Origin of the sequence: Corallococcus carmarthensis (assembly GCF_003611695.1) — a bacterium.
GTDB classification, from domain to species: domain Bacteria; phylum Myxococcota; class Myxococcia; order Myxococcales; family Myxococcaceae; genus Corallococcus; species Corallococcus carmarthensis.
The window spans coordinates 1-22,483 of record NZ_RAWE01000171.1 but is presented as its reverse complement, the minus strand read 5'-3'; the positions used below and the strand labels follow the sequence as shown (position 1 = coordinate 22,483).

Below are 22,483 nucleotides of genomic sequence, written 5' to 3'. Positions count from 1 at the left end.
GGGCTACGTGGGCGCGGCGGGGTACGTCTTCGTCCACGACAAGATGTGGATCGCCGTGGCGGGCCCGCTGTGGTCCGGCGGGCTCGCGTTCCTGGTGACGACCCTCTACGCCTTCCGCACCGAACAGGACGTGCGCGAGTTCGTGCACAGCGCGCTGGGCCGCTACGTCAGCCCGGAGGTGGCGCGGCTGGTGGCGCGCGACGTGAGCCTGATGAAGCCGGAGCGCCGGCAGATGACGGTGTACCTCTGCGACATCGAGGGCTTCACCCGCCTGTCGCAGGCGCTGCCCCCGGAGCAGCTGGTGCCGCTGCTCAACACCTTCCTCACGGAGATGACCGCCGTGGTGCGCGCCACGGTGGGGCAGGTGGACAAGTACATCGGCGACTCGGTGATGGCCTTCTGGGGCGCGCCCGTGCGCACGGACCGCCACGCGCACCTGGCCTGCGAGGCGGCGCTGAAACTCCAGGCGGCGCTCGCGCAGAAGCAGCCCCTCTGGGAGAAGCAGTTCGGCCACCGGCTGTCGGTGCGCGCCGGCATCGACACGGGCGACCTGCTGGTGGGCGACATGGGCAGCGAGCTCAAGTCCCACTACACCGTCATGGGGGACGCGGTGAGCATGGCCGGCCGGCTGGAGGCGGCCAACAAGGAGTACGGCACCCAGGTGCTGGTGGGGCAGACCACCGCGCAGCTCGCCAGCGACGCCTACGTCTTCCGCGAGGTGGAGCGCGTGCTCCTGCGCGACCGCCCCCAGCCCGTGCGCGTGCACGAGCTCTTGGGCCGCCGGGGCGAGTTCTCCCCGGAGAAGCAGGCGGGCATGGCCCTCTACGAAAAGGCCCTCATCGCCTACTACGGGCGTGACTTCCTGGTGGCCCAGGAGCTGTTCCGCCGCTGCACCGTGGAGCACGGCGACACCGTGGCCCGCGTCTACATCCAGCGCTGCCAGCGCCTCATCCAGACGCCGCCGCCCGCGGACTGGGACGGCGTCATCCGCTGGGGCCGGCGCAGCACGGATTCACGCTAGCCGTCGTCGCCGGAGTCCGGCTGGCCGAACAGCTCGCGCACCGGCGCGTCGTCCTGGATGTGCTCGGCCACCACGCGGCGCATCTTCTCCGCCGTCATCCCGGAGTAGTACACCTCTCCGGGCCACCCCATGAGCTGGTAGTCCTCCGGGGACAGCGGGTCGCGCTTGCGGCCCGTGTCCTCGCGCACCACCACGTTGGGCCCCATGTGGCAGAAGCCGTAGCAGCCGCCCCGGTACAGCTCGCAGCGCGCCTGCAGGCCCTTGTCCGCCAGCGCCTCGCGCGCCGCCGCGTGCACCGCGTCCGAGCCGCCCTCGCGGCAGCTGGAGCCCTTGCACACCGACATCCGGTAGCGCTTCACGGCGGGGCTCCCCGTGCCAGGCCGGCACCATGCGCATTGAAGAGCTGCAGCATCACCACATGCCCCCAGAAAAGGCTTCGGCCCGCCCTTCCCTTGATAACGGGGAGGAGGCGGGCCGGCTGCGTGCGAAGGGGCGGTGAAGCCCGCCCCCCGCGGTGCGGAACGACGACTACTTGAGGAACTTCGTCACCTGGATGGGACCCTGCTGCGTCACCACCGTCTGCCCGGCGGCCGGCTTGGCGTGGCCGTGGCCCGCGCCCAGCTGCTTGGCGTGGCCGTGGCCGTGGTCCGCGTGTCCCTCGCCGATGCGCGTGTGCGCTTCCTTGTGGACGTGGTGCGGCTCCGAGGAGCTGTCGCGCTTGTTCCAGGGGTCGGACGGGTGCGACACCGGCGGACCCTTGAGCAGCTTCGGGATGTCGTAGACGAAGTTCTGCCGGTTGTACTCGGAGGGCGTGTGCATGTACGTGTCCATGCGGATGGCGTCCTTCGGGCACGCCTCCACGCACAGGCCGCACACGATGCAGCGCAGCTCGTCGATGACGAACTGGGTGGGGTACTTCTCGATGACCGCCGACTCGGAGTCGGAGGACGCCGTCTCGTACTCACCCGCCTCGATGTAGATGCACTGCGCCGGGCAGATGGTCGCGCACATGTAGCAGGCCACGCAGCGCGGCTTGCCGTCGTCGCGCGGAACCAGCCGGTGCAGACCGCGGTAGCCCTCCGGATAGATGGGCTTCTCTTCCGGGTACTCCACCGTGGTCATCAGGTTCATGCCCGTGCGATCCACCACCTGGGGGTTGGGGTCGCGCGTGCCGAACATGTTGCGGAAGAAGTGCTTGGTCGTGATGGCCAGACCGCGCAGCAGCTCCGGGATGTACATCCGCTCGCGGATGTCCGTGCGCGGATCCTGGGAAGCATTGAACGCCATGGTGTCTTGTCTCGCTTCCGGACCGCGCTAGTGCGCGCCCGCCGGGGAATGGGAGTGGGGGTCCGCGTGCGCCGGCAGGCCGTGCGCATCGTGTCCGTGGCCATGCGCGTCGTGCCCGTGGCCGTGCGCCGTGTCGTGCGCGCCGGCCGCCTTGGCACCCGGCGTCAGCGTCAGCGCCAGCACGAAGCCGATCTCCAAGAGGCCCACCACGCCCAGCGCCCGCAGGGACGGATCCCAGAGCACCAGCGCGCCGCTGATGAACACGTTGGCCAGGCCCACGGGCAGCAAAATCTTCCAGCCCAGGTTCTGGATCTGATCGTAGCGGAAGCGCGGGAAGGTCCAGCGGATCACCAGCTGCACCCAGATGAGCAGGATGACCTTGATCCAGAACACCGTGCCCAGGAGCGTGCCGTACACCCAGCCGTGCTCCTGCATGAAGGGCTGCGCCGCCAGCCACTCGCCGCCGAAGGGCAGGTGGTGACCGCCGAAGAAGAGCGACGCCGTCACGCCGGCCAGCACCACGACCTCCACGAACTCGGAGATCATGAACATGCCGAACTTCATGCCGGAGTACTCCACGAAGTAGCCGATGATCTCCGACTCGCCTTCGGGCGCGTCGAACGGGGCGCGCTTGGTCTCCGCGAAGGACGCCACGAAGAAGGCGATGAAGCCCAGGGGCTGGATGAAGATGCCCCACGCGGGCAGGCCCAGGTCGAAGCCGCCGTCGGTGCGCCACAGGTACTTCGCCTGGCCGGTGCCGGACACGAGCGCGTTGCCCACGTCACCCACCAGCACGGGCAGCTGCACGGAGGAGAAGGCCAGGAACAGGCCCACCAGCGACAGGCCCAGCGCCACTTCGTAGGAGATCATCTGCGCGGAGGCGCGGACGCCGCCCAGGAGCGCGAACTTGTTGTTGGAGGACCAGCCGGCCAGCGACGTGCCGTACACGGCGAGCGACGCGATGGCGAGCAGGTACAGCATGCCGAAGTCCGGCGTGGCGACGACCATGTCCACCGTCTTGCCGAACACGTTCACCGTGGGCCCGGCCGGCACCACCGCGAACAGCGCGAACACCGGCGCGAAGGCGAGGATGGGGCCCAGGTTGAACAGGAACTTGTTCGCCGTACCGGGGACGAAGTCCTCCTTGGTCAGCATCTTCAGCACGTCGGTGATGATGTGCGGGATGCCGCCCAGGGAGCGGTTGGACAGGCCGGGGATGGCCAGGCGCGCGCGGTTGGGGCCCACGCGGTCCTGCATGAACGCGCTCCACTTGCGCTCGGCGAGCGTGAGCAGCGTCGCGGTGATCATCACGAAGACGAGCATCAGGAAGAGGATGTTCGTCAGGCGGCTGGCGCCCTCGAAGAGGTACTCCTCCGCCAGGTAGCCCACCAGATACGCCGAGGCCACTCCGCCAGCGATGGCGAAGACGATGAAGGCCATGGCGAACAGCATGGTCAGGATGCGGCTCATGGTCAGATGCCCCTCACGCGCGGCGCGCCGAACTCACGGTAGCCCGGCGGACGGCCGTCGGCCCCCGACGGCAGCGGATTGATGCCCGGCTTCTCCCGGTCCGGCGGAGAGGCCTTGTCCCAGTTGAACTCGGCGAACTCGGACACCTTGCCCGACAGCGCCCGCCACACGTCGCGCGCGGAAGCCGCGGCGGCCTCGCCGCCCAGCTCGCGCGTCAGCTCCGTGGCCCACTTCCAGTGCGGCACCGCGTCACCCTTGGAGGGGTACGCCTTGCGGAAGCGCTGGGTGATGCCGTCCGCTTGCGTGAACGTGCCCTCGTCCTCGATGTGCGCCGAAGCGGGCAGCAGCACCGTGGCCTGCGCCGTCACCGGGGACTCGTTCTGCGCCTGGGCGACGAACACCTCCAGCTTCGCGGCGGCCTCCGCGAAGGCGGCGGCGTCCGTGGGGACTTCCGTGCCCACCGCGTAGAGCGCCTTCACCTGGCCCGCGTTGATGGCGGGGGTGAGCTCCTCGAAGCCCTTGAGCGACAGCCCCAGGCCCTTGGCGATGAGCGCCAGACCCTGGCGGTTGGGGTTCTTGTCCGCCGTCATCAGGTAGTGGTCGGCCTTGCCCTGCGGCCGGCCGCCCACGAACACCTGGGTGACGCCGAGCACCGTCTTCGCGAACGTCAGGCCCGCGAGCAGGTCCTCGTTGGACGCGAGCGGCGAGGCCAGCACCGCGAGCTGCTTGGAGCCCGCGAGCGGCTTGAGCGCCTTGACCGCGCCGAGCGCGGCGTCCTTGCGCGTGAGCACCGGCTGCACCGTGCCGGGAGCCTGGAGGCCGCGGCCCACGCGGGCGGCGAGCACGCGGCCCACGTTCAGGTCCTTGTACGACAGGCGGCCCTGGTCGCACATCCAGCTCTTGTTGATGGCCTCGTTCTCACGCGGGCGGTAGCGGTAGGTGTCCTGGGACATCCAGTCCGCGGAGATGCTGCAGCCGCGCGAGCAGCCCGTGCAGACGGACGGCGTGGCGGACAGGAACCAGGAGCGCGCCTTGAAGCGGAAGTCGCGGGAGAGCAGCGCGCCCACCGGGCACACGTCCACGGTGTTGAGCGAGTAGTTGCTGTCCAGCTCGTTGCCCGGGAACACGTCGATGCGCTCGTGGCTGCCACGGCCGAAGACGCCCAGCTGCGGCTCCTTCGGGATCTCGTTCATGAAGCGGACGCAGCGCGTGCAGATGATGCAGCGCTCCTGGTCCAGCACGACGCGGGGCCCCAGCACCTTGCGCTTGTGCTTGAGGGCCTTGGTGCCCTCCAGGCGCGAGGGCTTGTAGTCGTACTTCATGTAGTAGTCCTGCAGCTTGCACTCACCGGCCTGGTCGCAGATGGAGCAGTCGACCGGGTGGTTCAGCAGCAGGAACTCCATCACCGCGCGCTGCTGCTCCTTGACCTTGGGGGTCGTGGTCTTGATGACCTGACCCTCGGCCATGGGCGTCTGGCAGGCGGGGACGAGCTTGGGCGCGTTGGACGCCTCGATGAGGCAGATGCGGCAGTTGGCCGCGATGGAGAGGCGCGGGTGGTAGCAGTAGTAGGGGATCTCCGAGCCGACCGTCTTGGCCGCCTCGATCATGTTCGTCCCCGGCTTCACCACGACTTCCCGGCCGTCGATGACCGCCGTCACGAAGCCCGGGTTCTTGGGCTGCGGCTTGGGCGGAGGACCTCCGGCCGGAGGCGCCGCCGGCTTGGGCGGAGGCGTGCCGGTGGGGCCGCTGGCGGCCGCGGGCGGGTTGTCCATCTTCGCCCCGGCGGGCGGGTTGGACGGCTCCGGGCCAATCTTGGCCGCGGGCGTGTCGGTGGGCGCGCCCTTGGGGGGCGTCTGCGCGTCACCAGTGGGCTTCTTCGTGTCGTTGTCGCTCACTGCTCGACCTCGCCGCCGATCATGTTGATGGTGTCAAAGGTGGGAACGAGGTCCGCCAGCATCTTGCCCTGGATGATGTGCGGCAGCGCCGCCAGCACCGGGAAGCCCGGGGCGCGCACGTGGACCTTGTACGGACGGCCGCGGCCGTCGCTCACCAGGTACCAGCCCAGCTCGCCGTTGGACGCTTCCGTCGCGTCGTAGACTTCACCGGGGGGCACCTGGATGCCCTCCATCACCAGCTTGAAGTGCGCCATCACGCCTTCGATGGTGCCGTACACCTCGGGCTTGGGCGGCAGCGCGATGCGCCAGTCGTCCACGATGATGGGGCCCGCGGGGATGGTGTCCAGGGCCTGCCGGATGATGCGGATGGACTGGCGCATCTCCTCCAGGCGCACGAGGTAGCGGTCGTAGTTGTCGCCGTGCTCGCCCACCACCACGTCGAAGTCGAAGCGGTCGTAGACCCAGTACGGCTGCACCTTGCGCAGGTCGTGGTCCACGCCGCACGCGCGCAGCGCGGGGCCCGTCCACCCGAAGTCGATGGCGTCCTCGGCGGTGATGATGCCGGTGCCCTTGGTGCGGTCCACGAAGATGCGGTTGCGCGTGAGCAGCCCGTCCATCTCCACGAGCAGCTCTTCGGTGCGGTCCAGCGTCTTGCGGACCTTCTCCGACCAGCCTTCCGGCAGGTCGCGGTTCATGCCACCCACGCGGCCGAAGCTGGTGGTGAGGCGCGCGCCGGTGAGCTCCGTGACGCGGTCCTGGATGAGCTCGCGGGCCTCCATGCCGTAGAGGAACGGCGCGAAGCCGCCCATCTCCAGGCCGGTGGCGCCCACGCACGTCAGGTGGTCGGTGAGCCGGTGCAGTTCGCTGCCGATGACGCGGATGTACTGGGCGCGCTCCGGGATCTCCAGGCCGATGAGCTTCTCCACGGCGTTGAGGAACCCGAAGTTGTTCATCATCGCGGACAGGTAGTTGAGCCGGTCCGTGTACGGCAGGCACTGCGTCCAGGTGACGTTCTCGCAGCTCTTCTGGAAGCCGCGGTGGAGGAAGCCGATCTCCGGGTCGATCTTGACGATGGTCTCACCCTCGAGCTCCACCTTCAGCCGCACGGTGCCGTGCGTGGCCGGGTGGGAGGGGCCCATGTTGATGACCATGTTCTTCGTCTGGAAATGCGACTCCAGCTCCGACTCCTCGTGGGCGAACCCATCGGTGTCGGGGTTGTGGGGCTTCTGCGCGTCGGTGTTGTGGCTGTCGGACATGGGGAGGTCTCGATCAGGCGACGCCGCTGGTGCCGGGGCCGCGGAAGATGTCCTTGATGGGGCGCTCGGGGATCAACGGCTGGCGGTCGCGCAGCGCGTAGTCCTTGCGCAGGGGGTGGCCCTGGAACTCGTCGTACAGGAGGATGCGGCGCAGGTCCGGGTGGTCCGTGAAGCGGATGCCGTAGAAGTCGAACACCAGCCGCTCCCACCAGTTCGCGCCGCGGTACAGCGGCGTGAGGGAGGGCAGCTCCGGGCGCGTCTCCGTCACGCGCACCTTCAGGCGCACGTGCTCCTTCCGCTTGAGCGAATAGAGGAAGTAGACGACCTCGAAGCGCGGATCACTCTCCGCCAGGTGCAGGCGGTCCACGGCGTCCGCGGAGCCGAACAGCTTGAAGTCCAGCTCGGGATCCATCTTCAGGAACGTGGCGACCTTCGGCAGCCACTCCGCATGGATGACGGCCCAGGCTCCGCCAGCGCGGTCGACATAGCGCTCCGCGACCGCCTCGGGAAACTGGGCGGCGACCCGGTCCAACGCGAAAATGCTCAAGGGGGGCCTCGATCTACGACAGAGGAAACCGCGGCTTTATAAGGACCGTTCGCGTGAGGCGTCAACGTAAACCCTCAACCATGTAGGCCACTTAGGCGGTCCAGTAGCCCGGCGTCGCGATCCACCCCCTGCCTGCCTGGGCACGGCGGCCGGAACGCTCAGGCCGCCACGTCCGAACCCAGCACCGGAGCACCCTCGGAGGGCTCGGGGATGAAGGTCACCACGGGCTGACTCTTGCCCGGGACGAGCGCGATGGGGGCAGGGGCCCAGCGGAAGGCGTCACCCGCCTGCTCGCGGGTCGCCTGGGAGACGAGCACCGCCACCCCGAAGCCCTTGGTCAGCCGCTCGATGCGGTTGGCCAGGTTCACCGTGTCGCCGATGGCGGTGTACTCCAGGCGCCGGAACGGCGACCCGATGTTGCCCAGCACCACCGGCCCGGTGTGCACGCCCACGCCCATGCGCAGGCCGGCTTCGCCCCGGGCGGCGCGCTCGGCGTTGACGGCCTCCAGTTCGCGCACCATCTCCAGGGCGCAGCGGGTGGCGTTCCGGGCGTGGTGCGCGTCCGGCAGCGGGGCGCCGAAGTACACCATGAGTGCGTCCCCGATGAACTTGTCGAGCGTCCCGCCGTGGCGGAACACCACCTCCACCATGCGGCCGTAGTACTCGTTGAGGATGGTGACCACCTGCTCGGGTGGCAGCCGTTCGCTCAGGGCGGTGAAGTCGCGCACGTCCGCGAAGAGCACCGACACCTCGCGAAGCTCCGGGGCGGGGGAGTCGCGGTCCTGGAGGCGCTCGGCGACGGCGGGGGAGAAGTAGCGGCCCAGGCGGGCGCGCTGGAGCTCCTCCTGGGTGACGGCGGCGGACAGCAGGCGGATCCGCTGGAGGAGCCGGGAGGCGCCCGCGGCCGTCATGGCCAGCATCACCGCGGCGGCCACCTGGGCGCCTCCGCCGATGGAGGCCTCCTGCTGAAGCTTCATCTCCGCGAGGATGGCGATGACCGTGACCAGCAGGGTGACGGGGCGGCGCAGGCTCAGCGCGGACAGGAGCACCAGCGCCGCGAAGATGCCCAGCGTGAAGCCCGCCACGCCGCCCGGGGACGGGGACACCGGTATCGCCAGGTGCTGCAGCCAGTAGACGGCGGGCACGTCCACGAACGCCACGGACAGCGACGCCCAGCGGGCGATGCGCGCGGAGGCCGTCACCGCCACGGCGACGACGGTGGTGCACACGAGGTAGAGCGCGAACGGCGCCAGGTAGACGTCCCAGTCGTGCAGCTCGCGCACACGGCCCAGGTACACCGTCATGGTGAACAGCACGCCCACCGCGCCCAGCCGGACCCAGGCCAGATGCCGTCCATTGGCCTGGCGTTCCACGTCGAGCGCGCGGCGCACGGACTCCTGCAGGGTGTCGCTGGGCGTGGCGCTGGATGACATGGGATGGGCCCCCCGGGCCGAGGGAATCATCGGTCAGGAACAGTGCCGGCGCCATCTTGCACCGCCAGTGCGCCCTGCGCACGTCACGCTCTCCCCGGAAGCCCGGTAGAACACAGAGTTGGCGCGGAAATGGCGTACCGGGGTAGACGGTGGAGGCATGTCCGTGCGGTCCCTCGCCTCCTTCCTCCGTGCCGGTTCGGGGCGCCTGTCCCTGGGCTCCCTGCTGGGGCTGCTGCTCTTCGCCGCTGAGACGCTCTGGCTGCTCAAGGCGGGCGTGGTGGGCGTGGACATCCCGCTGGATGGCCCCTACGCGGCGCTGGCGGCGGCGGTCCGGCCGTTGCTGCCGGGCGTCATCCTGCGAGTGGCCGCGGTGTACGTGGTGGCGGGTGGCCTGCTGGGGCTCGCCGCGGCACTGATGGCGAGGGCGTGGACCCGGCGGAGCGGGTGGGTGTCGCTGGCGGTGCTGGTGCCGCACTGGGTGGTGCTGCTGCTGTTCTGGGCGTGGGACCGGGCGTTGATGAGGCCCGCCCTCTTCGACGACCTGCCGGCGGTGCGGCCGGTGCTGGCGTGGCTGGTGGATCACGGCGAGCCGTGGCAGGCGCGAGCGGCGGCTGGGGCGTGGGTGGCGGTCCATCTGCTGGTGCTCGCGGTGCGCGATGCGACGGCGCTGCGGCGGCGGGTGGTCGCGGGTGGCCCGGAGGCCCGGTGGGCGGAGCGTGTCTTGGGGTCGGTGGTGGTGGGCGTCGTCGTGGTGCTGGCGGTGGCGCTGACGGTGCGCCGCGCAGAGCCCGTCGTCCGGCAGCCGCTGGTGGTGCTCATCGGCATCGACGCGTTCCGTCCGGACCGGCTGGGCGCGACGGGGCATGGCGTGGCGCCCCACGTCGAGCGCTTCCTCCAGGACGCCACGCTCTTCACCCGCGCCTACACCCCGGTGGCGCAGACGGAGCCCGCGTGGCGCTCGCTGCTCACCGCGCGCTGGCCGTACCGCACGGGCGTGCGCTACCCGCTGACGTCTGATGCGCGGCTCGTGCTGGCGCCCACCTTCGCGCAGCGCTTCGCGGAGGGCGGGTGGCGCACGGTGTTCGCCACGGACTGCTCGCGCTTCCACTTCGAGGGGCCGGCCTCCGGCTTCGCCACGCGCTGGCAGCCTCCTCGCGGCGCGCTCAACTTCGCGCTGGAGAAGCTGCGCTACCGGGCGCTGGGCCTCTTCGCGGACAACCCGGCGGGCGCCGCGTGGGTGCCCGAGTTCATCGACAACCGCGCGCTGGCCGGCATCCACGATCCCATGGGCTATGCCCGGCGGCTGTCGGACGGACTGGTGGCGGAGGCAGGGGAGGGCCCGCTGCTCTTCGCCTTCCACGCCACGGCGGCGCACTTCCCGGGCGACCCGGTGTACCCGTTCTACCGCCGCTACGTGTCCGCCTCCGAGCCGCTGGAGCGCCGGCTGCGCATGCACTTCGCCCCGGTGACGCCGGGCGCGAAGGGCGCGTGGAACCGCGAGGGCGCGGAGGGGCTCTACGACGAATTGCTCGCGCAGGCGGACGCGCAGGTGGGGACGCTGCTGGACGCGCTGCGGGCCTCCGGGCGGTACGACGACGCGCTCATCGTGCTGATGTCCGACCACGGCGAGAGCTTCCACGCGGACCGGCCGGACCTGGCGGGCGCGACGTCCGTGCACGGTGCCCGGCTGGGCGACGAGGAGAACCGCATCCTGCTCGCGGTGAAGCCGCCCGGTGGCCGTGGCATGGGCCCCGCGCAGGTGGACGCGCTGGCGCGGCTGGTGGACGTGGGCCCCACGCTGCTGGAGCTGTCCGGCCTGTCCGCGCTGCCGGAGTCGGACGGGGCTTCGCTCGCGCCGCTGCTGCGCGGTGAGGAGCGGCCGCTCGCGCCGCTGTACGCGGAGACGGGCTACACGCACGTGAGCCCGGAGGTCTTCGACCCCGGCCACTGGCCCGGCGCGCCGCGCACCTTCGACGCGTACCGCCTGCGCCCGGACGGCGTGGTGGAGATGGGCGACCCCGCGGACGCGGCGGTGCTGCACGAGAAGGACACCGGCGCCTTCGACGGCCAGCGCTGGGTGGTGGACCGGCCGCAGGCGGATGGCAGCGTGCGGCGCACCTGCTCGGGTGATTGTGAAGGGGCGGACGCGCGAGCGCTGGCGGACTGGCTGGACGACGCTCGGGAGCGCGCACCGGAGTCCGCCTCACGTAGAGTCGCCGGCCATGTCGACGACCGAAACAACCCCCGGCCTCCAGGAAACGTACGCCCCCCACAACGCCTGCTTCGGGTGTGGCCCGGCCAACCCGAAAGGGCTGCGCATCCGCAGCCGCGTGGAGGGTGACCTCGTCGTCGCGGACTGGACGCCGGAGGAACACCACCAGGCGTTCCCGGGCGTGCTCAATGGCGGCATCATCGGCGCGCTGCTGGACTGTCACTGCAACTGGACGGCGGCGTACCACCTGATGAAGGCGCAGGGCGCGGCCACTCCGCCGTGCACCGTCACCGCCGACTACGCCATCGTGCTCAAGCGCCCCACGCCCATGGGCGGCCCCGTGCACCTGTCCGCGAAGCCCGTGGACATCCAGGGTGACCGCGTCGTCGTGGAGGGCACCCTCACCGCCAACGGCAAGGTGACGGCCACCTGCCGCGGCACCTTCGTCGCGGTGAAGGAAGGCCACCCCGCGTACCACCGCTGGTAGGGGCCTGGAACGCCTCGGGCCCCGTCACCGGCCTCTTCGTGAGAGGCGGCGCGGGGCCCGTGGGGTGAAACAGAAGCGCTTGCGACTACTTGCCGGCGGAGAGCATGCGGTCGTGGTGCGCCGCCGTCTCGTTGGGCTGGCCGGGATCGCGCAGCCGGTGCACCTGGTTGCCGATCTTGTCCTGCAGCAGCATCAGGCCGTCCAGCACCTGCTCCGGGCGCGGCGGGCAGCCGGGGATGTAGACGTCCACCGGGATGATGCGGTCGATGCCCTGGAGCACCGCGTAGTTGTCGTAGAAGCCGCCGGAGGACGCGCACACGCCGAAGGACACGACCCACTTGGGCTCGGTCATCTGCTCGTAGACGCGCTTGAGGATGGGGGCCTGCTTCAGGTTGATGGTGCCCACCACCATCAGCAGGTCCGCCTGGCGCGGCGAGAAGCGCGGGAACTCCGCGCCGAAGCGCGAGATGTCGTGCCGGCTGGCGGCCACGGACATGTACTCCATGCCGCAGCAGGCGGTGGCGTACGGGTACGTGAACAGCGAGTACTTGCGAGCCCAGCCCAGGCCCTTGGACACCAGCTTCTGGAAGAAGCCCGTGGCCTCTTCCCGGCGGGTGGTCATGATCGGAGCGATGTCGGTGTCAGCCATGGGTTGCCTCAGCTCTCCCAGTCGAGAGCGCCCTTCTTCCAGACGTAGATAAGGCCCACGACCAGGGTCGACGCGAAAACCAGCATCTCCACGTAGCCGAACCAGCCGAGCGCCTGGAAGTTCACCGCCCAGGGGTACAGGAACACCGCTTCCACGTCGAACACGATGAAGAGCAGCGCGATGACGTAGAACTTCACGGCGAAGCGCTGGCGAGCGGGACCGCTCGACTCGGAGCCTGCTTCGAAGGGGGCCGACTTGGTGCTGCTCGGGCGCTTGGGGCCCAGCCGGGTGGTGACCTGGGGGATGATCATCCCCATGACACCGGCCAGCAGGAGCACCACCGCCATCGGCAGGTACGGGGCGAGGGGTGTTGTCATCGGGCGCGGACCCTAACGACACCGCTGGCGTCGTGTCAAAGGGAAACACCCCCGTGCCCGGAGCGCCAACCCCTTGAGAAGACGGCCGAAATGCCGCGCCCATCAGGCGCTCTCATCCCTGGCCTCCCGGGGCCGGTTTGACGCTGTGGGGAGCGCACGCCTAGCGTCAGCGGGCTGTCCTTTGTTCCGCTCATCGCCTGGGGAGTCGTCGACATGTGGGGCCGGCTGACCTTGCGGATGCAGGTGGCGATCGCGGTGCTGCTCCCGTGCCTCGCGGTGGTGTTCTTCAGCGGGGTGTACTTCCCCGCCCGGCAGCAGGACGCCGGCCTGGAGGTCCTGGCTGGACGCGCCGTGACGCTGGGGACGCTGGTGGTGCGGCACCCCTCGCTCGCGCTGCCGGACACCGCGCCGGACGCCCGGGAGCGGCGCGACGACGTCTTCTCCCAGGTGGAGTCCGGCGGCTTCACGCTGACGTTCCAGAAGCTGATCCGCGAGGACGGCACGGTGGTGGCCTTGCGCGGCCGCGTCCCCGAGGGCTTCACCCCGCCCCCAGCGCCCGCGCCGGATGCGTGCTCGGTGGCGCAGCTCAAGGACCAGGTCGTGATCCGCTGCCAGAGCGACCGCCGTGAGTACCTCGCGGGTTTCGGCACCAATGAAGTGAAGGCCGCGATGGCGGCGACCGAAGGCTATTCGCTCGTCGGCTATCTGGGCGCCGCGGTGCTGGGCCTGGGGCTGGCGGTCATCATCAGCCGCGCCATCGCGGATCCCGTGTCGCGCGTCACGCAGGTGGCGCGCGAGGTGGCCCGGGGCGACGTGTTCCGGGGCGAACTGGACGTGTCCGCCGCCGGCGAGGTGCGGCAGATGGCCACCTCCTTCAACGAGATGCTGGCCACGCTGCGCTCCACGGTGATGGAGCTCGTCACCCGCACCGAGCAGCTGTCCAGCGCGTCGCGCGGGCTGATGGGCGCCTCCGCGGATCAGGAGCACGTCATCAGCCAGCAGGCCGCGTACGCCCAGCAGATCGCCGCCACGTTCGAGGAGCTCTCCCGCACCGCGGAGCAGATCTCCTCCTCCACGGAGGTGGTGGAGTCCAGTGCGCGGCGCACCCACGACGCGGTCGCGGAGGCGATGGCGGTGGTGGCGCAGGTGGTGGGCGGCATCAACGACATCCGCACGGAGTCCAAGGGCGTGGCGGACGCCATCGTGGGCCTGAACAAGGACCTGCAGCAGGTCTCCAAGATCGCCCAGGTCATCAACCAGGTGGCGGAGCGCAGCGACCTGCTGGCGCTCAACGCGGCGCTGGAGGGCACCAAGGCGGGCGACGTGGGCCGGGGCTTCTCCCTGGTGGCCGCGGAGATGCGCAAGCTGGCGGAGAACGTGTCCGCGTCCGCGCGCGACATCGCCCGCATCGTGGAGAAGGTGCAGGACTCCGGCGAGGAGGCCGCGTCCAAGGCCCGCGTGGGCATGGCGACCAGCGACCGGGGCGTGGAGGTGGCCGAGCAGGCCTCCGCCGTCTTCCTGCGCATCGTGGAGCTGGCGCGCGGCACCAGCGAGGCGGCGCGGCAGATCACCATCGCCACCCGCCAGCAGCGTCAGTCCAGCGAGCAGGCGGTGCAGGGGGCTCGCAACGTGGCGGACCTGGTGAAGCAGGGGGTGGACGCCACCGGCCGCACCACCCGCATCGCCCAGGACCTCCAGTCCGTGGCCGAAGGGCTCACCGCCGTGACGAGCCGCTTCAAGGCCCAGCCCCGGCCCTGACCCCCGCTCGGATCAGACCGGCCGGGACGACGGCGCGCGGGCGCGCAGCTTCTGGAACAGCTCCAGGGACATGGCCGCGACGCCCAGGCGGTGGTCGGGCGCCACCGCCTCGCCGTGGAAGTCACTGCCGAAGGTGGGCACCAGGTCGAACTCCGCCGCGAGCGCCAGGTACTTCTGACGCACCGTGGGGTTGTGGTCCACGCTGAGCACCTCCAGGCCGGAGAGGCCCGCCTTCGCCAGCGCCGAGATCTCCGGGCGCTCCATCTTGGAGGAGCCGGGGTGGGCGAGCGTCGCGGTGCCACCCGCGTTGCGGATGAGCCGGATGGCCTCCGCGCCGTCCAGCTTGAAGCGCTCCACCCACGCCGCGCGGCCCGTGCCCAGGAAGCGGTCGAACGCGGCCTTCATGTCCAGGCACCAGCCCTGGTCCACCAGCACCCGCGCCAGGTGGGGCCGCCCCAGCTGTGCGTCCCCGGCCACCTTGCGCACCTGCTCCATGCGCACCGGGAAGCCCAGCTCTCGCAGGCGGGCCACCATGGCCTCCATGCGCCGGGTGCGCTCGTCCCGCAGCCGGTCCGCGAAGCGCGCGAGGTCCGGGTCCTCCGGGCGCAGGAAGTGGCCCAGGATGTGGGCCTCCTTGCCGTAGACGAAGGCGGACAGCTCGATGCCGGGCACCAGCTCCAGGCCGTGCGCGAGGGCCGCCCGCGCCGCCTCCTGGAGGCCCGCCACCGTGTCGTGGTCCGTGATGGCCAGGACGGTGACGCCCGCGGCGGCGGCGCGCGCCACCAGCTCCGAGGGCGGGTACTGGCCGTCACTGGCGGTGGTGTGCGAATGCAGGTCGATCACGGCGGTAGGACCCTCCGGAGGGCGGCGAGGCGGGCACTCTTACGCCATGTCCCCACGGGAAGGGGCCGGAAGAGCGGGCCCTGTGTGAATCCGCACGGCGCGGGGTTTCTTCCTGTCAGGTGGAGGCCCCTCGGGGAGGGGCGGGGCTGAAGGCGGGCCTCCCCTTGGCTGCCGGGCGGTGTTAGATCGCCGCGCCATGGCCAAGACCCCGACCCCGAAGAAGTCCTCCCTTCGCGCTGCCTACGCGAACGCGCGCAAGGCGGATCCGCGCCCCATCACCGGCAAGGAGAAGCCGGCGGAGCTGCTCGCGCACGCGTTCAGCGCCTACGTGGGCCGGCAGGAGCGCACCGCGTTCGAACTGATGCAGCAGTCCGTGCAGCAGGACGCGTCCATCTTCCTCACGCTGTCGGGCGCCATGACGCCCGCGGGCCTGCACCAGTCCTGCCTCATCCCGCTGGTGGAGAAGGGCATCATCTCCGCCATCACCACCACGGGCGCCAACCTCTACCACGACGCCCACCGCATCATCGGCCACGGCATCCGCGAGGTGAACCCCAACGCGGGCGACCTCCAGTACCGCCTGGCGCGCATCATCCGCATCTACGACCTGGGCTTCTGGGAGGAGGCGCTGCTGGACACCGACCGCCTCTTCTCCGCCATCCTCCGCCAGCCGGAGTTCCAGAAGAAGATGACCACGCCGGAGTTCCACTACCTCCTGGGCAAGGCCATCCACGGCATCGAGAAGCAACTGGGCGTCAAGCAGCCGTCGCTCCTGTCCACCTGCTACAAGCACGGCGTCCCCATCTGGGTGGGCGCGGTGCAGGACGGCTCCATCTTCCTCAACGTCGTGAAGCTGAAGCGCCTCTTGGGTGACGCGTTCAAGTTCGAGCTCGACATCAACGACGACGTCTATTCCATGGCCGCCATGCAGCACTACTGCCGCCACAACGGCAGCGGGAAGCTGGCCATCTGGATTTTGGGCGGCGGCGTGCCCAAGAACTACACGCTCCAGGGCGAGCCGCTGCTGGATCAAATCCTCAACGTCCCCACGTCGGGCTTCGACATCGACGTGCAGTTCTGCGTGGACCCGGTGGACAACGGCGCGCTGTCCAGCTGCCCGGCCGGTGAGGGCCACACCTGGGGCAAGGTGTCCGTGGAGGCCGTGGAGACGGGCTCCATGTACGTGCACTGCGACGTGACGGCGGTGTTCCCGTGGCTCACGCACGCGCTGTTCAGCGAGCCCAAGAACAAGCGCAAGCCGATGCGCCTGATGGACAAGATGGGCGACGCGGTGAAGTTCCTGGACGCGGACGTCAAGAAGCGCAGCAAGTCGCTGATGAAGACGCTGGACTGGAGCGTCGAGGAAGCCGAGCCCTCCTCCAAAAAGGATGCGAAGGCCCACGACACCTTCGTCCGTTAGACAGCAGTCCTTTCCCCAAGGCCCCAAGTCCCAAGGAGACGGTGATGAGTCAGCAGCCCGCGACCGGTGTGGTGATGTCCCTGGTGAGTGCTCCCCAGCTGAAGACGCAGGTGACGCACGGTCCGTCCGGCGCCACGCTGCCCACGGAGGCGCCGAAGGACAACGGCGGCACCGGTGGCAGCTTCTCCCCCACGGACCTGGTGGCCACGGCGCTGGCGTCCTGTGTCGTGACGACCATGCACCTGGTGGCCGGCAAGGAGGGCATCACCCTGGGCGAGGTGCGCGCGTCGGTGGAGAAGCGGATGACCCCGCCGCCGCGCAAGATTGGCGAACTGGTGCTGTCCATCCTGATGCCGTCCGGCCTCACGAAGGAGCACCGCGCGACGCTGGAGAAGATCGCCCACGAGTGTCCCGTGGCGCGCAGCCTCCACCCGGACGTGAAGGTGACGGCGTCGTTCGGCTATCCGGACTGAAGCGGCCGTGAGGGGGCTCGGATGGCCGCCTGCCTTCCGAGTCCCGCTGACGGCGTGCGGCAAGTGGCCGTCGTGCCCACCCTCGTGAAGTTCGTTGGATGCCTCGGGGGAGGGGCACACGGCATGAATCTGAAGCGACTGGGCATCTACCTGAACGACCACCTGCTGGGCTCCACCGTGGGCGTGGACCTCGCGAAGCGGACAGAGCGCGAGAACCGCAGCAACCCGGTGGGCCACTACCTGGCCACGCTCATCCCCCTGCTGGAGCAGGACCGCGCCACGCTGCTGGCCGTGATGTCCGCGCTGGACGTGCGCGTGGATCCGCTGAAGGTGGGCGGGGCGTGGATCACGGAGAAGCTGTCACGCCTGAAGCTCAATGGCTCCTGGCTGCGCTACTCGCCCTTGAGCCGGCTGGTGGAGCTGGAGGGGCTGTGCGTGGGCTCCCACGGGCGGATGTCGATGTGGAAGAGCCTGGAGAAGGTGGCCGCGAAGGAGCCGCGCCTGGCGCGGTTCGACTTCGCATTCCTCTGCCAGCGCGCCGACGGACAGCTGGAGACGCTCCAGACGCTGCGCCTGCGCGCGACGGAGATGGCCTTCAGCGACACATCCGTCGAGACCGGCGAACAGGCACCGGTCCCGACGGAGGCTTGAGGCGTCAGGGACTTCAGGTCCCCGAGGGCGAGACGGGGCTGCGGGCCCCGTTCTCCGGCCCGGGCAGCAGGCGCAGCTGGCTGGCGGAGGTGAACGTCGCGTCCACTTCCCGCTCCAGGTACGTGTAGCCGGACAGGCCGTCCTCGTAGACGCGCAGCAGGTTGCGCGACTCGTCCAGGGTGATGCGTCCCTGGCGCAGCGCCAGCTCCGTGAACTTGCGGAGCTTCGCGACGAGGTCGTCCTTGTTGTAGCTCACGTAGTTGAGCACTTCCGTCACGGTGTCCCCGGCGACGACGTGGTCGATGAGGTAGCCGCCGCCCGGAGCCAGCGACACCTGCACCGTGTGCGTGTCCCCGAAGAGGTTGTGCAGGTCGCCCAGAATCTCCTGGTATGCGCCCACCAGGAAGATGCCCAGGTAGTAGTCGTCGCTGTTGAGCGCGTGCAGCTCCAGCGCGTCCTTCACCTCGCGCTTGTCGATGAAGTGCTCGATCTTCCCGTCCGAGTCGCAGGTGATGTCCGCCAGCGTCGCGCGCCGGGTCGGCTTCTCCGCCAGACGGTGGATGGGCATCATCGGGAAGAGCTGATCAATGGCCCACGAGTCCGGCAGCGACTGGAACACGGAGAAGTTGCAGAAGTACGTGTCCGACAGCTGCTTCTCCAGCGACTCCAGCTCCTCCGGAATCTCCCCGGCCTCGCGCGCCACGCGCAGAATCTTGTGGCAGATGGCCCAGTAGAGGTTCTCCGCCGCCACGCGCTGCTCCAGCGACAGGTGGCCCAGGGAGAACAGCTGGAGGCTCTCTTCCTTGGCGTCCTGCGCGTCGTGGAAGGCCTCGATGACGTTCTTGTTCGTGACCTCGCGGAACGTCGAATAGAGGTTGCGCACCACGGAGGGCGCCTTGTCGTCCACCTTGTCGGGCGTCTGGGACGGGTCGAACTCGCTGGTGCCCAGCACGTCCACCACCAGCACGGCGTGGTGCGCGACGACGGCGCGGCCAGACTCGGAGACGAGCGTGGGGTGCGGCACGCCCGCGCGGTCGCAGGCCTCCATCACGCCGAAGACGACGTCGTTGGCGTACTCCTCCGTCGTGTAGTTCATGGAGGAGGCGAAGTTCGTCTGGGAGCCGTCGTAGTCCACGCCCAGGCCGCCGCCCACGTCCAGGTACTTCAGCGGCGCGCCCTGGCGGGCCACCTCCACGTAGAAGCAGCCCACCTCGCGCAGCGCGTTCTTCACGTTGCGGATGTTGGAGATCTGGCTGCCCAGGTGGAAGTGAAGCAGCTCGAAGGAGGAGAGCAGGCCCGCGTCCTTCATGAAGCCGATGCAGGACATCAGCTCCGACGAGGACAGGCCGAACTTGGACCGGTCACCGCCGGACGCCTCCCACTTGCCGGCGCCGCGCGTGGACAGCTTCACGCGCATGCCCAGCCGCGGGGTGATGCCGGTGCGGCGGGCCACCTCCGCGATGAGGGGCAGCTCGCTGGGCTTCTCCACCACCAGGATGACGTTGCGGCCCAGGCGCGAGTAGAAGAGCGCCGTCTCGATGTACTCCTCGTCCTTGTAGCCGTTGCAGATGACGAGCGCGTCTTCGCTGTCCAGCAGCGCCATCACCGCGAGCAGCTCCGGCTTGCTGCCGGCCTCCAGGCCGTAGGTGTGCTCCTTGCCCGCCTCGATGATGGTCTCCACCACGTAGCGGTGCTGGTTCACCTTGATGGGGTACACGCCCCGGTACAGGCCCTTGTAGCCCTGATCCGCGATGGCCTTCTTGAAGGCGTTGTTCAGGTGGACCACGCGGTGGCGGAGCACGTCCGTGAAGCGCAGGAGCAGCGGCAGGCCGATGCCCCGGCGGCGGACCTCGTCCACCAGCTCCTTGAGGTCCATGCTCGGAGCAGCGGGCCCGTCCGGATGGACGCACACGTGGCCCTTGTCGTTGATGCCGAAGTAGGGCGAGCCCCAGTTGCGGATGCCGTACAGCTCGTGGGCATCGGCCAGGGTCCAGCGGTGCTGAGGGGAGGGAGCGGCCATCGTTGTTTCGTGCCTCCGGTGGAGCGCGCGGCGGGGGTGTGGAAACTCCCATGAACAGGGGAGGGGGGCCGGACTATCGGAAACGTCCCGGTCATTCAATAGCCGCCTGTTCGAGGAGCAGGCAGGCGGGCAGGGCCCCCGTTCCCGGTGCTGGCCCTGGTGGGCCGGTCAGCATCCAATTCCTACCCTTCCACCTAGGCAGCGCAGGGAGGTCGAGTGGAGAGAAGGGGAGGGTACATGGAGTCGTCCGCACGCAGGGAAGAGGCAGCGCCACTGACCCCGCGGGAGATCTTCGAACGGTTGGATCGCTTCGTCATCGGCCAGGACGCCGCGAAGCGGGCGGTGGCCATCGCCGCCCACAACCACCTCAAGCGCATCCAGGCCCGGCGGATGCGCCGGCAGTCCCTCATCAAGAAGTCCAACATCCTGCTCATCGGCCCCACGGGCAGCGGCAAGACGCACATCGCGCGCAACCTGGCGGACATCCTCCAGGTCCCGTTCACCACCGTGGACGCCACCGAGTACACGGAGGCGGGCTACTACGGGAAGGACGTGGAGGTGATGGTGTCCGACCTGCTCTTCAAGGCGAACCACTCCGTGGAGGACACCCAGCGGGGCATCATCTTCATCGACGAGGTGGACAAGATCGCCCGCCGCACCCAGGGGGCGCGCAACGGCGCGGGCAGCCGCGACATCGGCGGTGAGGGCGTGCAGCAGTCGCTCCTGAAGCTCTTGGAGGGACGCGAGGTGCACGTGCCCATGAACGTGACGCAGGCGTGGAACAAGAGCGACTTCGTGCAGGTGGACACGCGCGACATCCTCTTCATCTGCGCGGGCACGTTCAGCGACCTGCATGACTTTGGCGACGAGGGCGGCCGGGCCATGGGGTTCGGCTCGGACGCGCTGACGGCGAAGCGCAAGGAGAAGCGCATCTCCACGAAGCAGCTGGTGGACTTCGGGATGATGGCGGAGTTCCTGGGCCGCATGCCGGTGCTGGTGCAGCTGGAGCGGCTGGGCGAGTCCGACCTCTTGCGCGTGCTCACCGAGCCGCCGGATGCCATCACCCGCGAGTTCAAGGAGCTGCTGTCGCTGGACGAGATTGAACTGGAGTTCCCGGAGAGTGGCCTGCGGGAGGTGGTGCGCTACTCCATGTCGCGCGGGTTGGGAGCGCGCGGCCTGCGCTCCATCCTGGAGCACGTGATGTCGGACATCATGTTCGAGGCGCCGGAGCGGCGGCACCGTCAGGTGACGGTGGACGCGGAGTTCGTGAAGGCCCGGCTCGCGAGCCTGGACGACGTCGAGCTCAACGCTTAGCGGGAGCCGGCTTCTCGGAGGCCCGGGCGGCGGCGCCCAGCCGTGCCGCCGCCTGTGGGTCCTGGATGAGCTGGAGCACCACGTCGTTGCGCAAGAGGGCCCGCGTGTCGCCGCGCTCCAGCGCGTCCTGCAGGTCCTGGTGTGTCAGCGCGAGCTGGAAGCGCGGGTCCTTGCGCAGCGCCTTGAAGGCCGGGTCGTCCTGGAGCTTCTTCGCCTTGGCGGGGTCGTGGGTGGCCTGGGCCACGCGGACCAGGTCCTCCAGGGGGGCGAACTGGGTCAGCTCGAAGAGGTTGAAGCGGCGGGACAGGTCGAAGGCGACGGAGTCCTTCGGGGCCACGCCCATGCGCTTGCCGGCGACGATGACGTGCTGCTCCATGAAGGTGAGCGCGCTCAGGCAGACCCAGAACAGGGCGGCCATCTTCCCTCCGCCGAGCACGAAGCCCAGCGTGCGGTCCAGGCCGCGCTCCTCCGGGTCCTTGCCGGAGAGGAAGCGCAAGAGCAGCGCGCCCAGGGCGTAGCGCACGGTGAGCCACGTCACGATGAAGAGGAGCACCGTGCCGAAGAGCGTGCCGATGAGCAGCGGTGAGCCCAGCGCGACGGAGAGCTTGGGGCCGATGAGGGGCGCGAGCTTGCGGGAGACGAAGTAGCCCGCCGCGAGCCCCACGGAGTTGGCCACCTGCCGGGCGGCGCCGGAGAGGGCGCCGAGGATGCCGAAGAACAGCACCATGCCCAGGAGGATGAGGTCGATGACCATGCGGGGGGCTCCTGGAGGCCGCTAGCGGATCTTGAACGAGGAGTCGCCCTTGGACTTGTCCGCGGTCTGCTTCTGGGCTTCCGCGAGGGCTTCCTTGTAGCGGGCGTTGGAGGGCTCGTAGGTGAGCGCCATCTTGAGGTTGCGCTCCGCGGCGGACGGGTTGCCGGACTCCAGGTCCTTCTGGGCCTGCGCGTAGAACTGACGGCCCTTGGGATGGGTGCCGATCTGCTCTTCCTGTTCCTTCTTCGCGGCGGCCTTGGTCTCGGACTCGGAGGCGTCGGTGAAGCGCAGCTTCTGCGCGCGGTCCGGACCGGCGATGTCGGTGAGGTACTTCTTGCGCTTGGTGTCGTCGCGCAGGACGTAATAGGCCTCGGTGACGCGCTTGTAGAGCTCGTTCACCTGGTCCTTGAGGGCCTTGGACTCCAGCTGGAAGAACCGGTCCGGGTGGTAGACGCGGCTCTCCTTGTAGAAGGCCTTCTTGATCTCGCCGGGCGCGGCGGTGCGCTCCAAGCCGAGCAGCTCGAAGTAGTCCAACTGGTCGAGCTTCGCGCAGCGCGACTCCAGGTCCGCGAGCTGCTCCGGGCTGAGGGCCGGGCCCTCGGAGGAGGGCGGGGGC

General features: G+C 69.6%; 21 protein-coding genes. 8 read left to right on the top strand and 13 right to left on the bottom strand.

Features of this window, described 5'->3' with window-relative positions:
- Positions 1-1,021, top strand: a 1,021-nt coding sequence (locus D7X32_RS32285) for an adenylate/guanylate cyclase domain-containing protein (protein WP_147450349.1), incomplete at its 5' end; no start/stop codon positions are given.
- Here D7X32_RS32285 and D7X32_RS32280 read toward each other — a convergent pair.
- From D7X32_RS32280 to D7X32_RS32250, 7 genes are all read right to left on the bottom strand, one after another.
- Positions 1,018-1,380 (bottom strand): (2Fe-2S) ferredoxin domain-containing protein, encoded by a 363-nt coding sequence (locus D7X32_RS32280; protein WP_120606414.1) that lies wholly within the window; start codon positions 1,378-1,380, stop codon positions 1,018-1,020. The genes D7X32_RS32285 and D7X32_RS32280 overlap by 4 nt on opposite strands.
- 169 nt (positions 1,381-1,549) lie before the next feature.
- Positions 1,550-2,308 carry a NuoI/complex I 23 kDa subunit family protein gene (locus D7X32_RS32275; RefSeq protein ID WP_120606413.1) on the bottom strand — a complete coding sequence of 253 codons (759 nt, stop codon included), beginning with the start codon at positions 2,306-2,308 and terminating at the stop codon, positions 1,550-1,552.
- 27 nt (positions 2,309-2,335) lie between these two features.
- On the bottom strand, positions 2,336-3,778 hold the full coding sequence (locus tag D7X32_RS32270; protein ID WP_120606412.1) for a complex I subunit 1/NuoH family protein: 1,443 nt from the start codon (positions 3,776-3,778) through the stop codon (positions 2,336-2,338).
- Between the two features lie 2 nt (positions 3,779-3,780).
- On the bottom strand, positions 3,781-5,673 hold the full coding sequence (locus D7X32_RS32265; protein WP_120606411.1) for an NADH-quinone oxidoreductase subunit G: 1,893 nt from the start codon (positions 5,671-5,673) through the stop codon (positions 3,781-3,783).
- Positions 5,670-6,929, bottom strand: a complete 1,260-nt coding sequence (nuoD, locus tag D7X32_RS32260; protein WP_120606410.1) for an NADH dehydrogenase (quinone) subunit D — start codon at positions 6,927-6,929, stop codon at positions 5,670-5,672. The genes D7X32_RS32265 and nuoD overlap by 4 nt, the downstream gene beginning before the upstream one ends.
- A 13-nt stretch (positions 6,930-6,942) precedes the next feature.
- Positions 6,943-7,461 (bottom strand): NADH-quinone oxidoreductase subunit C, encoded by a 519-nt coding sequence (locus D7X32_RS32255; protein WP_120594655.1) that lies wholly within the window; start codon positions 7,459-7,461, stop codon positions 6,943-6,945.
- Between the two features lie 173 nt (positions 7,462-7,634).
- Entirely contained in the window at positions 7,635-8,909 is a 1,275-nt protein-coding gene (locus D7X32_RS32250) for an adenylate/guanylate cyclase domain-containing protein (protein WP_120606409.1), read from the bottom strand.
- A gap of 157 nt (positions 8,910-9,066) precedes the next feature.
- Between D7X32_RS32250 and D7X32_RS32245 the strand changes: the two genes are divergently transcribed.
- Together D7X32_RS32245 and D7X32_RS32240 are read left to right on the top strand one after the other, a co-directional pair.
- Positions 9,067-11,250 (top strand): sulfatase-like hydrolase/transferase, encoded by a 2,184-nt coding sequence (locus tag D7X32_RS32245; protein ID WP_120606408.1) that lies wholly within the window; start codon positions 9,067-9,069, stop codon positions 11,248-11,250.
- The gene (locus D7X32_RS32240) at positions 11,240-11,608 is read left to right on the top strand and encodes a PaaI family thioesterase (RefSeq protein ID WP_171447531.1); all 369 of its coding nucleotides are present in this window, start codon (positions 11,240-11,242) and stop codon (positions 11,606-11,608) included. Before D7X32_RS32245 ends, D7X32_RS32240 begins: the two co-directional genes overlap by 11 nt.
- 85 nt (positions 11,609-11,693) lie before the next feature.
- Here the strand turns inward: D7X32_RS32240 and D7X32_RS32235 are convergent, their stop codons facing one another.
- Both D7X32_RS32235 and D7X32_RS32230 read right to left on the bottom strand, forming a co-directional pair.
- Entirely contained in the window at positions 11,694-12,257 is a 564-nt protein-coding gene (locus D7X32_RS32235; protein ID WP_120606406.1) for an NADH-quinone oxidoreductase subunit B, read from the bottom strand.
- Between the two features lie 8 nt (positions 12,258-12,265).
- Positions 12,266-12,634, bottom strand: coding sequence for an NADH-quinone oxidoreductase subunit A (locus tag D7X32_RS32230; protein WP_120559488.1), 369 nt, complete (start codon positions 12,632-12,634; stop codon positions 12,266-12,268).
- A 213-nt stretch (positions 12,635-12,847) separates the two neighbouring features.
- Between D7X32_RS32230 and D7X32_RS32225 the strand changes: the two genes are divergently transcribed.
- Positions 12,848-14,392 carry a methyl-accepting chemotaxis protein gene (locus D7X32_RS32225; protein ID WP_120606405.1) on the top strand — a complete coding sequence of 515 codons (1,545 nt, stop codon included), beginning with the start codon at positions 12,848-12,850 and terminating at the stop codon, positions 14,390-14,392.
- A gap of 12 nt (positions 14,393-14,404) precedes the next feature.
- Here the strand turns inward: D7X32_RS32225 and D7X32_RS32220 are convergent, their stop codons facing one another.
- A complete protein-coding gene (locus tag D7X32_RS32220; RefSeq protein ID WP_120606404.1) occupies positions 14,405-15,235 on the bottom strand; it encodes a PHP domain-containing protein in 831 nt (276 codons plus the stop codon).
- A 196-nt stretch (positions 15,236-15,431) separates the two neighbouring features.
- Here D7X32_RS32220 and D7X32_RS32215 point away from each other — a divergent pair, with 196 nt between their 5' ends.
- The 3 genes from D7X32_RS32215 to D7X32_RS32205 all read left to right on the top strand — a co-directional run bounded on the left by D7X32_RS32215 (position 15,432) and on the right by D7X32_RS32205 (position 17,779).
- Positions 15,432-16,655, top strand: a complete 1,224-nt coding sequence (locus D7X32_RS32215) for a deoxyhypusine synthase family protein (RefSeq protein ID WP_120606403.1) — start codon at positions 15,432-15,434, stop codon at positions 16,653-16,655.
- 44 nt (positions 16,656-16,699) lie between these two features.
- Complete coding sequence (locus D7X32_RS32210) at positions 16,700-17,128, top strand: OsmC family protein (RefSeq protein ID WP_120606402.1); 429 nt, start codon at positions 16,700-16,702, stop codon at positions 17,126-17,128.
- A gap of 123 nt (positions 17,129-17,251) precedes the next feature.
- A complete protein-coding gene (locus tag D7X32_RS32205; protein ID WP_120606401.1) occupies positions 17,252-17,779 on the top strand; it encodes a hypothetical protein in 528 nt (175 codons plus the stop codon).
- 13 nt (positions 17,780-17,792) lie between these two features.
- Here the strand turns inward: D7X32_RS32205 and speA are convergent, their stop codons facing one another.
- A complete protein-coding gene (gene speA / locus D7X32_RS32200; RefSeq protein ID WP_120606400.1) occupies positions 17,793-19,799 on the bottom strand; it encodes a biosynthetic arginine decarboxylase in 2,007 nt (668 codons plus the stop codon).
- Between the two features lie 237 nt (positions 19,800-20,036).
- Here speA and clpX point away from each other — a divergent pair, with 237 nt between their 5' ends.
- Positions 20,037-21,113, top strand: a complete 1,077-nt coding sequence (gene clpX, locus D7X32_RS32195) for an ATP-dependent Clp protease ATP-binding subunit ClpX (protein WP_120606399.1) — start codon at positions 20,037-20,039, stop codon at positions 21,111-21,113.
- Here clpX and D7X32_RS32190 read toward each other — a convergent pair.
- Both D7X32_RS32190 and D7X32_RS32185 read right to left on the bottom strand, forming a co-directional pair.
- On the bottom strand, positions 21,103-21,867 hold the full coding sequence (locus tag D7X32_RS32190; RefSeq protein ID WP_120606398.1) for a CvpA family protein: 765 nt from the start codon (positions 21,865-21,867) through the stop codon (positions 21,103-21,105). The two genes, clpX and D7X32_RS32190, sit on opposite strands and share 11 nt — an antisense overlap.
- 21 nt (positions 21,868-21,888) lie before the next feature.
- A partial coding sequence (locus D7X32_RS32185) for a J domain-containing protein (protein WP_244239302.1) occupies positions 21,889-22,483 on the bottom strand: 595 nt, incomplete at its 5' end.